The sequence below is a fragment of the Pseudomonas syringae group sp. 247E2 genome, from assembly GCF_032587795.1.
In the GTDB taxonomy this organism is placed as follows: domain Bacteria; phylum Pseudomonadota; class Gammaproteobacteria; order Pseudomonadales; family Pseudomonadaceae; genus Aquipseudomonas; species Aquipseudomonas amygdali.
On sequence record NZ_JAWHPK010000008.1, the window covers coordinates 1,041,490 to 1,053,168 of the forward strand.

Consider the following 11,679-nt stretch of genomic DNA (forward strand, 5'->3'; position numbering starts at 1 on the left):
GATAGGGTCGCTCAGTCAAACGTTGTGTGCGTGTTCTGTTTCAAGCGCAGTGATGTCCTCACTGTTAGTACTGCTTACGCGCTGTTTACAAGCTGCTTACTTGCGCAGTTGGGCCAGTGCAGCCTTGAGGGCGTCCTCGAATCGCTGGATGACCAGTTGGCATTGTTCTTCGGTAATGATCAACGGCGGCAGCAAACGGATCACGTTGCCATTTCGGCCGCCGCGCTCAAGTAACAGCCCCTGCTTGAAACAGTGCTGCTGAATGGCAACTGCCAGTTCCGGATCCATTGGCAAGCTGCCGAGGCGGTCCGCCGGTTTGCGCTCATCGACAATCTCGATGCCCAGCATCAGCCCGCGTCCGCGCACCTGGCCCATCATTGGATAACGTTGCTGCAAAAGGCCAAGCTGTGCCTTGAGCCAGTCCCCGCGTTTTGCGGCCTGGGCAGCCAGGTTTTGCCGTTGCAGCACTTCAAGGGTCGCAAGGCCGGTGGCCATCGCCATTTGATTGCCGCGGAAAGTACCCGCGTGATTGCCCGGAGCCCAGGCGTCGAACTCGCGCTTGAAGCCGAGCACGGCCAACGGCAGGCCGCCACCGACGGCTTTGGACATGACGATGACGTCGGGCTCGATCCCGGCGTGTTCGAAGGCGAACATCTTGCCGGTACGGCCGAAGCCGGCCTGTACTTCATCCAGAATCAGCAGAATGCCGTGCTTGCGGGTCACTTCGCGAATCTGCCGCAGCCATGCAGCGGGCGCTGGATTGACACCCCCTTCGCCCTGCACCGCCTCCAGAATCACGGCGGCCGGGAGCGACACGCCACTTTCCACGTCTTCGATGAACTGGGTGAAGTAATAACTCAGCGCCTCGGTGCCGGCTTCACCGCCAATACCTAGCGGGCACCGGTACTCATGAGGGTAAGGCAGGAATTGCACGCCGGGCATCAGGTTGGTGACGGCATTTTTCGGCGCGGTGTTGCCAGTCAATGCCAGAGCCCCGTGGGTCATGCCGTGGTAAGCGCCGGAAAAGCTGATGATGTTGTGCCGGCCGGTGGCAGTCTTCGCCAGCTTGATTGCGGCTTCGACAGCATCGGCACCGGACGGCCCGCAGAACTGCAGGCAGTAATCGCGTCCCTGGCCCGGCAGCAGGCTCAGCAGCGTCTCGCTGAAGGCATCCTTGACCGCGGTGGTCAGGTCGAGGGTGTGCATCGGCATTCCGGACGTCAGGAAGCTGTCGAGACTGGCCATGATAGCTTCGTGATTGTGACCCAGAGCCAGTGTTCCGGCACCGGCCAGGCAGTCCAGATACGTGGTGCCTTCAACATCAGTGACCCATACGCCATGTGCCTTGGCGATGGCCAATGGCAACTTCCGCGGGTAACTTCTTACATTGGATTCAAATCTGCTCTGCCTGTCCAGATAGTTGGCATTGGTTTTCTGCGACGTAGTAGACTGCAATAAGCCATTATTCAACATCGGTTAGTCCTCGCTAAATGCTGGATGCAAACTATTATCATTTCCTTGAAAGTGCAACCCGTTGTTTCAAAAAACAAGATGAAATTTAAATGAACGTTATTGCTTACTTAAAAAAATAGCCGGGCACATGAATACGCCGCCCTATAAGTCGGAATTATTCAAAGTGCCATCACTCGGTGGGACAATTGTTATTTATGTAAGGCACCTAAAGAGAGTCTTATATAACAGACTCTTCTACGCTCATACTCAGGTTAATTATTTAATAGCCGCACACGTTATTCCTCGATGAGGACTGTCAGTTAATTTACTACGCGAGTGAGCCCTTCCCTGGGCGTCGCGGTCGACTCAGAACCCGATAGTCGCTGACAGCAGATAGGTCCGGGGTGTCGACAGGGTCAGGCCCGGCTCGCTGTCATCCGACGCTCCGGCCGAACTCCAGTAATACTTGTTCATGACGTTCTCGACATTGGCCCGCAGTGTGATGTCCTTCTGATCGACCTTGAACGCATACCGCGCGCCCACGTCGAAGCGCTCGGAAGAATCGATGCTTTTGCTGTTGGCCTGGTCCAGGTACTGCGAGCTGGTGTAGATACCCCGCCCGGTCAGGGTCAGGCCCTTGACGCTCGGCACGTCCCATTCTGCGCCCAGATTGACGTTGTACTCGGGGGTGGCAGGTGCGCGATTGCCATCGAACGTGCCGTTGACGGTATTGGTCAGCTCGCTGTCGATATACATCACCCCGCCCAGCAGACGGAAGCCCTTGAGCGGTTCGCCGAACATGGTCAGCTCGACACCGTCGTTGCGGCGCTTGCCGTTCGGGCCGAAGACGCGCGAGGTTGTGTTGGTCTCGTAGGCCGGTTGCTTGATACGGAATACGCTGGCAGTGAAGGCATATGACCCCAGGTCATACTTGGCCCCGACCTCGATCTGGCGGCTGACGAAAGGCGGGAAGATCTGGTCTTCGTTCACCGACGTCGACGGCGCGATCTTGCCCTGGCTCAAGCCCTCCATGTAGTTGGCATACACCGAGAAGTCGTCGGTCACTTTGTACAGAATGCCGCCTGAAGGTGAGACCTTTTCCTCGTCGTAGGAGGTGTCGCCCTTGACGTTGTCGGTCCAGTCATCAACCTTGACTCGCTGCCAGCGGGCACCGAGTGTCAGCAGCAGGCGGTCATCGAAAAAGCCCAGTGTGTCGGTCAGGGCCACACCGCTGAAGCGGTTCTCGGTGTAAACCTTGGAGTCGGCCCGCGTGGGGTTGGAGGGTGTCGGCGTGTCGACCGGATTGTAGAGATTGCTCGGCGCGGCTGCGTAGCGTGCACCACCGTTTTCAAAGTCCATGTAGAAATAGCTGGCAGCCAGATTGACCTCGTGGCTGACCGGTCCGGTATTGAACCAGCTGCGTGCGCCGGCAGTGGCTGTGCGAACATTTTCGTCGCGGGTGAAGTCGCGCGGCTGAACGCTGAAGTCACCTGCATCGTTGGTGACCGATACCGCATGGCGCAGGAAGTCATGGTTACTTTTCCGAGCGCCGACACCGCCGTACAGCATCACCGAGTCGCTGAGGTCATATTCGGCATTCACTGCGCCGAACGTATCCTTGGTGCGCGCCTTGCTCCAGGACTGCGCATAGTTGTCACGCACATCGTTGGCGTTGGGCACCTTTGCATTGGCACCCACCTGCACGCGTTCCTGCGGAGCATCGGTGTCGCGTTCGGTGTGCCCGATATCCGTCGACAGGCGCAAGCGGTCGCCGCGGAAATCCAGGCCCAGCACGGCCATTTCGCGATCAACGCTCTGATGATCCCATTCAGTGTCGCCAGACTGCTTCACGCCATTGAAACGGATACCGAACTTGTCGTCCTCGCCAAAGCGACGGGCCACATCCACCGCCGCGCCTGCCTGCCCTTTGGACGCATAGCTGGTGGTCAGCTCGGTGATGGGTTTATCCGTTGCGCGCTTGGGGACCACGTTGATCCCACCACCGACACTGCCACGCGGCGAAATGCCATTAATCAGCTGGCTCGGGCCCTTGAGTATGTCTACCCGCTCGGCCATTTCCATGTCGATGGTGTATGTGGGCAGGATGCCGTACAAGCCGTTGTATGAGACGTCGCTATTGAACAGGCTGAAGCCGCGAATGGTGAACTGTTCGTAACGCCCGCCTGCCGGGTTGGTGGCACGCACCGACGGGTCGCTGGCAATCAGGTCGCCAAGGGTACGGGCCTGCTGGTTTTTCACCGCGTCCTTGGTGTAGGTGGTCATGCTGAACGGCGTTTCCATGAAGTCCCGCGAACCCAGCATGCCTTGCGAGCCTTTACGTGCCACTTGGCCGCCTGCGTATTCCTGGCCATCGGTAAAGCCGCTATCACCGACAATCGAAGTGGGTGCGAGTTGCAGGCCTGCGCTCGCGCTGTCAGGTGCCGGGATCAGCGTGTAAGCCTGCTCTCCGACGGGTACCAGTTGCAGACCGGAACCTTGCAGCAAGCGCGCAAAGCCTTCCTCGACCGCGAATTCGCCGGACAACCCCGAACTGTTTCGACCGTTCACCAGCGCGGGGTCTACCGAGAGGTTGACCCCGGCCTGACCGGCAAAGCGGGTGAGCGCGGCGCTCAGGCTGCCAGCCGGCACCTCATAGGCACGTTTGCCCGAGGTTTCGGCCCAACTGGTCGATACAAACAACGGACTGGAACTCAACGTCAGCAACAGGCTGAAATGCAAAAGCGGACGCAAACGGTAGGAAGACACTGCGGACATAGAGGGAAACTCTCGTATTTTTTGTGCACTTACCTGAAATGACCAGCGAGACAAAAAAAAGGGACAGCTTCACGCATTATTTTTTGTCGAAATGTTTTTTCGAGGCACCAGCGTGACCCAGTAACGGGTCCGCATCTGCACGTCCACCGGCAGGCTGGCAGCCAGTAACGAAAGCACGCGGTCGGTATTGTCGAGTCTGAAACTGCCCGTCACTCGCAGGGTTTCAAGTGCCGGCTCCCAGCGCAGCAAGCCAGGGCGGTAGCGGCCAAGCTCGCGCAGGAAATCGCCCAGAGACTGGTTCTGTGCGGTCAGTACATCGTCGCGCCAGCCGGGCAGCAAGGCGTCGAAGGCGCTGACAGGCCCGGCTCCGCCCTGTTTGAGGCTGACCTGCTGTTGTGCATGCAATACCAGCACCGGCCCCTGCAGCGGATAGAGTTGCACCGCGCCGCTGACCACCGACACACGGCAGTCGCTCTGGTTGAGACGTACACAGACTTCACTCTGACTGACCACGACGCGCCCGTAGGGGCCCTCGATGGTCAGCGCTTCCCTGCCCGGCACCTTGAGTGCGATCTCGCCACGCACAAGGGTGACTCGACGTGCACCCAGATCGACATTCACCGCGCTGTCGGTGTTCAGTTGCAAGGTGCTGCCATCGGCCAGGGACAGACGTTTGTGCTCGCCGACGGAGGTTTGCAGGTCGGCACGCCAGACATCCAGCGGCAACTGACGGCCCACCAGCCAGGCGGTAGGGACCAATGCCACAGCGCCCAACGCCCTTTTGAGCGCCGCGCGTCTTGCTTTGTCGGGACGATCCAGAGTAGCCATAGCCAGATTGGCAGGCAGGCCGAAAAAACGCTGCCGCAGCTGTTGCGCTTTTTGCCAGGCGCGCTCATGACTGGCAGAGCTGTCGCGCCAGTGCTGCAGCATGGCGTGATCTTCTTCGCTGGCGCCGCCGGATTCCAGAAGCGCCAACCACTGCGCCGCCCTGCGTACTACCTCGCGTTCTTCGTTAGAAGGTGCCGAGCGAATCACCAATCCACCAGCAGGCAGTGTTCGTAGGCTTGCGCCATATAACGTTTGACGGTGCGTTCGGAAACATCCAGGCGCTCTGCGATTTCCCGATACCCCAGCCCCTCGAGCTGGCTCCAGAGAAACGCCCGGCGCACCACTGCCGAAAGACCGTCGAGCAACTCGTCCAGCGCCTGCAGGGTTTCCAGCAAAAGCCAGCGCTGCTCAGGCGACGGCACGCTGTCTTCAGGCAACTGCGCCAGCGCTTCGAGGTAAGCCTGTTCCAGGCTGCGGCGAGTATAGAAGTTACTGAGCAGGCGCTTGCCCACCGTCAGCAGGTAAGCGCGTGGCTCCTGCATATCGGCGATCTGCTGAGAGCTGGACAGTACACGCAGGAACGTATCCTGACTCAGGTCCGCAGCATCCCATGCATTGCCCATGCGTCTGCGCAACCAGCTTTCCAGCCAGCCATGATGATCGCGGTAAAGGGAATGCAAGGTCTGCTGTGATAGCGTCGCTGCTTCAGTCATGTCAAAAGCCTTGAGCGATGGGTGCGCCAAATGAGACTGATTCTAATTAGTGTTATATCCCGAGTCCACGCTCTTTTTTTCAAAAAGCCCGCCGCCGCTGCGTAAAATCGGGGTCATTGGTCCGCAACGCGTTGATCTGCGCTGTATGCAAGTGATTCACTCGAGCGACAAATAAACGCGATGTGTATCTTTTTCGTACCACTTTCGACGTAAATTTCTTCCGGGAAATCGATCAGTGGTTCGCCCCCGCCAATACGCCAAGTGCCGCACGATCAAGATGTCGCTCGACACGTCCCTCGCGGATCAACAGTGCCCTGTCACACAAATGGGCAACGGTATTCATGTCGTGACTGACCAGAATCATGGTCATGCCCGTGTCGCGACGCAGGGCCTGGAGAAGATTGAGTATTTCCGCCTGAACGGTCATGTCCAGCGCCGAGGTCGGTTCGTCCAGCAACAACAGTGCTGGATTCAATTGCAGCGCACGAACGATGGCAACGCGCTGACGCTGGCCGCCGGACAGTTGATGCGGGTAGCGATCGAGCATGTCACCCGACAGGCCCACCTGTTCCATCGATGCAACCAGATTGGCCTCGTCGAAAGGAAGGCCGTTGATCTGCCGCGGCTCGCGCAGGCTGCGACGGATCCGGTGCAGCGGATGCAATGATGCATAAGGGTCCTGAAACACCATCTGCACCTGCTGACGCAAGGTTCCCGTGAAGGCTTGCTGCGCGTGAAGCGGCTGCCCGAACAGGTTCACATTGCCCTGCCAGTCGCGCTGGAGGCCGGCGAGCACTCGCAACAAAGTCGATTTGCCAGAGCCCGACGCGCCGATCAGGCCAAAGCATTCACCCGGTTCGATTCTCAACTCTGCCATCTGCAGTGCAGTAAAGGCATGCAGGCCGCGTTTGAAACTTACCGTCAGTTCACTGATATCCACCACGCTCATGGCAGCGCCTCCATTAGTTTGCGATCAAGGGTCGCAAGTGCCTGACCATAGGTCAGAGCAGAGGGCTGACAGCGCCATAGCGTCTGCGTGTAGGGGTTACTGGCAGTTGCCAATTCGGCGGCGTTGCATCGGTCGACAATCCGCCCGCGGTACATGACCAGCGCCCGGTCACAATATTTCGCCACCAGAGGCAGATCATGACTGATCAGCAGTAACCCCATGTTGCGTTGTTCGACAAGGCCCAGAATCAACTCCAGAATCTGATCGCGCAGGCCGCTGTCGAGTGCCGAGGTGGGTTCGTCGGCAATCAAAAGGCGCGGATCATTGATCAGCATTGCGGCGAGCATCACCCGCTGCCCCATGCCGCCGGACAGTTCGTGGGGGTAGCTGTCATACAGCGCCAGCGGGTTGGGCAAGCCTACAGCCTCCAGCATGTCGAGTACTTTTTCGCGACGCTCACGGCGTCCCAGCCGGGTATGCAACACCAGCGCCTCTTCAACTTGAGTGCCGACCCTGAGCACCGGGTTGAGCGAATACCTGGGGTCCTGCAACACCAGTGACAGACGAGTACCGCGCAGGCCCTGCCATTGCTTTGCCGTCAGGCTGCGCAGGTCATCGCCTGCCAGGCTCATGTGTTCGGCGGTCACCTGACCGGGGCGTGCGACAAGCCCCAGCAACGCACGCGCGGTGAGTGACTTGCCCGAGCCGGACTCACCCACCAGCGCGACCTTTTCAGTGCCCACAGTGAAATCGATCCCCTTGACCACCTCGATCAGTTCCGGGCCCGAGCCTGGAAAACCGATCCGCAAGCCCTGCACGTTCAACAGCGATTGTTCATGAGTCATGACGAGGATCCAGTACATCGCGCAGACCGTCGCCCAGCAGGTTGAAAGACAGGCTCGTCAGCAATATCGCGATTCCCGGTGCAGCGGCGACCCACCACTGATCAAAGATGACCCGGCTGCCGTCGGCAACCATCGAGCCCCATTCCGCAGTCGGTGGCTCGACACCCAGGCCAAGAAATCCCAGCCCTGCGGCGGCCAGAATGATGCCGCCCAGGTTCAGTGCTACACGCACGATTACCGAAGGCAGGCACAGCGGCAGGACGTGACCGATCAACAGACGCATGCCACGTATGCCCTGCAAGTGAGCTGCGGCCAGATAGTCGCTGTTGCGCAATACACTGGTTTCCGCCCTTGCCTGACGGGCATACGCGGGCCATGCGGTGAGCGACAGTGCCAGTGCCCCGTTGAGCAGGCCCGGCCCCAGAATTGCGACAAACGCCAAGGCCAGCACCAATTGCGGAAAGGCCATGATTATGTCGGTCAGGCGCATCAGGATTCGCTCGGCCCAGCCGCCGTAAAAGCCGGCAGTAACGCCCACCAGCAAACCGATGGGCAAGGTCAGCAGCAATACCAGCGTTACCAGCAGCAAGGTCGGGCGTGTGCCGTAAAGCAGGCGTGTGAACAGATCCCGGCCAAACGCATCGGTGCCCAGCCAGTGGGTGGCAGACGGCGGCAGCAGACGCTCCTGAATATTCTGCGTATTGGGATCAAAACCACTCAACAGCGGCGCCAGCAACGCCACAAGTACCAGCACCCCGATAATCGACGCGCCGATGAGTAATGCGGGTGAGCGACGCCATCCGCTGCGAGCCACTATATTGTCGAACGCTACGGAAACACTCATGACACCCCCCGTGTTCGCGGATCGATCATGCCAGCCAGCACATCGGCGATGCCGTTGACGACCACAAAACAGAGTCCGATAACCAGCGTGCTACCGAGGATCGCTGGTACGTCACCGGCAAACAACGCCGTGGTGAGGTAGCGGCCGATACCCGGCCAGGCGAAGACCGTCTCGGTGAGAATCGAGCCTTCGAGAAGACTGGCGTAAGACAGGGCAACGACGACCACCAGCGTCCCGGCAACGTTCGGCAACACATGGCGCAACAGCACCCGACCACGTCCAGCCCCCTTGGCCAGCGCAGTCACGACGTACTCCTTGCCCATTTCTCCCAGCAGCGCGGAGCGTGTCATGCGGCAAATGCCTGCCATCGAGTAAAACGCCAGGACTAGAACAGGCAAGACCAGATGACTGAAGGCGTTGGCCAGCGCGCCGCTTTCGCCAGAGCGCCAGGTGTCCCACAACATCAATCCACTGCTCAATTCAAGGGTGTACAGGTACGAATCGTCCAGACGGCCTGGCCCGCCAGTCCATTGCAGCCTGGCGTAGAACAGCAGGAGCATCAGCAGACCGAGCCAGAAGATCGGCACCGAATAGCCAATCAGCGAGACCAGCCGCACCAGCCCGTCAACCCAGCCTCCCGGCCGCCACGCTGCCAGCAGGCCCAATGACAGGCCGAGGGTACTGCCCAGCAGAATGGCCAGGGTCGCGAGCTCAAGTGTGGCTGGCAGCGCACGGCTCAAACCTTCCAGCACGGGCTGCCCGGAGGTAATGGAAACCCCAAGATCTCCTTGCCCCAGGTTGTCCAGATATCGACCGAACCGCGCTGGCCAAGGTTGATCAAGGCCCAGATCGGTTCGAACCTGGGCCAGCGACGATTCGCTGGCGTGATCGCCAGCAATTCTTAGCGCCGGATCGACTGGCGATAGAGTGGTCAGCATGAATGTGAAGAACAACAGGCCGATCAGTGTTATCGACAACGACAACAGTCCGCTGGCCGCCACTTTCACTCTGCGTGAAGCCCCTGCTCTCACTTGCTTTTGCTCACCTGATCAAAATACGGCAGCGAAACGGTGATGTTCTGTAACACACCTTGCACGCCGTCATGTACCGCGACCTGGTTCTGACCTTGCAGCGCCACGACAAATGGCGAGCTTTGCTGCACAGTTTTTTGCAGGTCGGTATACAGCGCAACACGTTTTTGCGGGTCACGTTCGGCAGCAGCCGTGCGGGTTTCCTGGCTGAGTTGCGGGATATCCCACTGAGTGCGCCAGGCGATGGTTTTCGGACCGTTGGCGACGTTGTAAGTGAAGGCGCTCGCGTTGGAGTGAGGATCCAGATAATCCATCCCCCAGTAGGTGAAGATCAGCTGAAAGTCCCGGGCGCGCATTTTCGCCAGTAGCTCGCTTTCTACCAGCGGACGCACTGAAATCTCTATGCCGGCTTTGGCAAAACTGGCTTGCAGCGCCTGAGCAATATCCGTGTAGGGAGGTTGATTGAACACATTGAGTTCGATTTTCGTGCCTTCGGCAATACCACCCGCCTTTAAGGCGGCCTTGGCTTTATCGACGTCCAGTTTGAACGGTTTGTCGACCAGCGAGCCGATGACGCCCGCAGGGAGGAATGCCTGGTGGATGCTGTACTGGTTTTTCAACAGATCTTTGGAAATGCCCTGATAATCAACCAGCCAACGAGCAGCTTCCCAGAACGCCGGGTTCTTCAGTGCAGGCGCCTGCGTGCTGCCACTGTTGATGGCCAGGTAATAGATCATTGAGGACGGGAATCGCTGCACACTGACGCCCTTCTGCTTTTCCAGAGCGCTGAACTGGTCTGCGCCCAGATCGAACGCAAGGTCAGCATCGCCCTGCACCACCAACAGACGTCGGGTCGCCGGGTCAGTGACGTTCTTGAGGATTACTGTTTTCAGCTTGGGGGCCTTGATGGCATTAGGATTGGCCTGAAGAACCAGCGCCTCGTGCGGCACGTAGCTGCGCAGCGCATAGGAACCCGTACCGGCTGAATGATTTTTCAGCCAGCCGTTGCCCAGATCAGCGTCTTTCGTATGCTTGCCGACCTCTACCGCGTCGACAATGAAGCCCACTGGCGTCGCAGACAGAATGCTCAACGCAAATGAGCTGCCTACCGCTGCTGGCCAGGAAATCTTCACATGCTGGTCATCCACCCGGGTCAGGAAGCTGTCGACGTTTTCCGCCGTCCAGCCCAACTCACCCAGGATGAAAGCCGGAGATTTGTTCAGTTTGACCACGCGGCTCAGTGAGTAAATGACGTCTTCCGGGCGAACACTGTTGCCCGAGGCAAATCTGGCACCGTCACGCAGTTCGAAAACCAGACTCTTGTCGTCGTCACCCGCCTTCCATCTGGATGCCAGGGCAGGCACCAGGCTGGCCGGGTTCTGCCGGTCTGGCTCAAGCAAGCGCTGATAGATATTGGCCAGGGTATTGGTCGCGGTAATTTCAAAACTTTCGGCGGGGTCTAGGCTAGCAATGTCGTCTATCGAGCGCGCCACCACCAGCGTATCCGGGGGCGTCGCAGCCCAAGCTGAACCGCTGATTGTGATTGCCATAGCCAGAGCTGTCAGACGCCGCATCGTGAATTCCCTTATGAGCTTGAGTTATTGGGGAATGACGATATAGCGCATTTGGTAATATAAAAAAGACTGTTTAGTCATTAACTTAGAACGTTTTTCCGGGTTGAGACGCTCGGGGATAGGGCTGCGTTGCGGTTTGGGGAGTGGTGCGCAATAGGTTGCGCAATCAGCGGTCGCTTTAGATCACTTAAGCGCTTGCGAGCCTCGCTTAGCGGCGCTTTGACGGCGTTGCGCAATATCTTGTAATCGCACGCAGAATCTCGCGCAGGTTTTATTGGATTTTCGACTGAGAAATCACTCTCGAATCACATTTAAAGTTAACCTTTTGATTTATATGAATAAAAAATATTTGGCACTGTTCTTGTTAGCTCTCACGGCATTCAACTAGCCCAACTGTCCGTTTCTGTCTGGGCCTCGACGGTATCGATCACCAACGCCAGAGCAGGGAATTCACACAATGACCAACGGCAGCCTTAGCGCTGGACCATCCTGCGAAATGGACAAACTGATCGTCCAGATCGTGGGTAAGGATCATTCGGAACAGCAGCAGGTTTTGCTGGTCGGCTCTGATGGAAATCGTATCTATCAAGCCAAATCGGAAAGGCTGGTGAACGAGCTGTTCAGCAGCACCCTGAAGGTCTGGGATCACATCGAGGGCACGCACCTTC

10 protein-coding genes are annotated in these 11,679 nt (G+C 58.4%); 1 reads left to right on the top strand and 9 read right to left on the bottom strand.

The features are described 5' to 3' along the window. Positions 1-96: 96 nt before the first annotated feature. The 9 genes from RYC18_RS11770 to RYC18_RS11810 all read right to left on the bottom strand — a co-directional run bounded on the left by RYC18_RS11770 (position 97) and on the right by RYC18_RS11810 (position 11,011). Positions 97-1,473 (bottom strand): diaminobutyrate--2-oxoglutarate transaminase, encoded by a 1,377-nt coding sequence (locus tag RYC18_RS11770; RefSeq protein WP_002553746.1) that lies wholly within the window; start codon positions 1,471-1,473, stop codon positions 97-99. A gap of 345 nt (positions 1,474-1,818) precedes the next feature. After that, a complete protein-coding gene (locus tag RYC18_RS11775) occupies positions 1,819-4,227 on the bottom strand; it encodes a TonB-dependent receptor (protein WP_117139548.1) in 2,409 nt (802 codons plus the stop codon). A gap of 69 nt (positions 4,228-4,296) precedes the next feature. Further along, entirely contained in the window at positions 4,297-5,262 is a 966-nt protein-coding gene (locus RYC18_RS11780; RefSeq protein WP_016980496.1) for a FecR domain-containing protein, read from the bottom strand. Further along, on the bottom strand, positions 5,259-5,768 hold the full coding sequence (locus RYC18_RS11785; protein WP_005757773.1) for a sigma-70 family RNA polymerase sigma factor: 510 nt from the start codon (positions 5,766-5,768) through the stop codon (positions 5,259-5,261). Before RYC18_RS11785 ends, RYC18_RS11780 begins: the two co-directional genes overlap by 4 nt. A gap of 232 nt (positions 5,769-6,000) precedes the next feature. Then, on the bottom strand, positions 6,001-6,717 hold the full coding sequence (locus tag RYC18_RS11790) for an ABC transporter ATP-binding protein (RefSeq protein ID WP_117139547.1): 717 nt from the start codon (positions 6,715-6,717) through the stop codon (positions 6,001-6,003). After that, positions 6,714-7,562, bottom strand: a complete 849-nt coding sequence (locus RYC18_RS11795) for an ABC transporter ATP-binding protein (protein WP_005757775.1) — start codon at positions 7,560-7,562, stop codon at positions 6,714-6,716. Before RYC18_RS11795 ends, RYC18_RS11790 begins: the two co-directional genes overlap by 4 nt. Next, positions 7,552-8,406 carry an ABC transporter permease gene (locus tag RYC18_RS11800; RefSeq protein WP_002553740.1) on the bottom strand — a complete coding sequence of 285 codons (855 nt, stop codon included), beginning with the start codon at positions 8,404-8,406 and terminating at the stop codon, positions 7,552-7,554. The genes RYC18_RS11795 and RYC18_RS11800 overlap by 11 nt, the downstream gene beginning before the upstream one ends. Beyond that, positions 8,403-9,413: an ABC transporter permease gene (locus RYC18_RS11805; RefSeq protein WP_044345200.1), complete on the bottom strand. Its 1,011-nt coding sequence runs from the start codon at positions 9,411-9,413 to the stop codon at positions 8,403-8,405. Before RYC18_RS11805 ends, RYC18_RS11800 begins: the two co-directional genes overlap by 4 nt. 20 nt (positions 9,414-9,433) lie before the next feature. Next, positions 9,434-11,011 carry an ABC transporter substrate-binding protein gene (locus tag RYC18_RS11810; RefSeq protein WP_016980494.1) on the bottom strand — a complete coding sequence of 526 codons (1,578 nt, stop codon included), beginning with the start codon at positions 11,009-11,011 and terminating at the stop codon, positions 9,434-9,436. 457 nt (positions 11,012-11,468) lie between these two features. Between RYC18_RS11810 and RYC18_RS11815 the strand changes: the two genes are divergently transcribed. Continuing rightward, positions 11,469-11,679 (top strand): hypothetical protein (locus RYC18_RS11815; protein ID WP_316886127.1); only part of this gene is annotated, 211 nt, incomplete at its 3' end.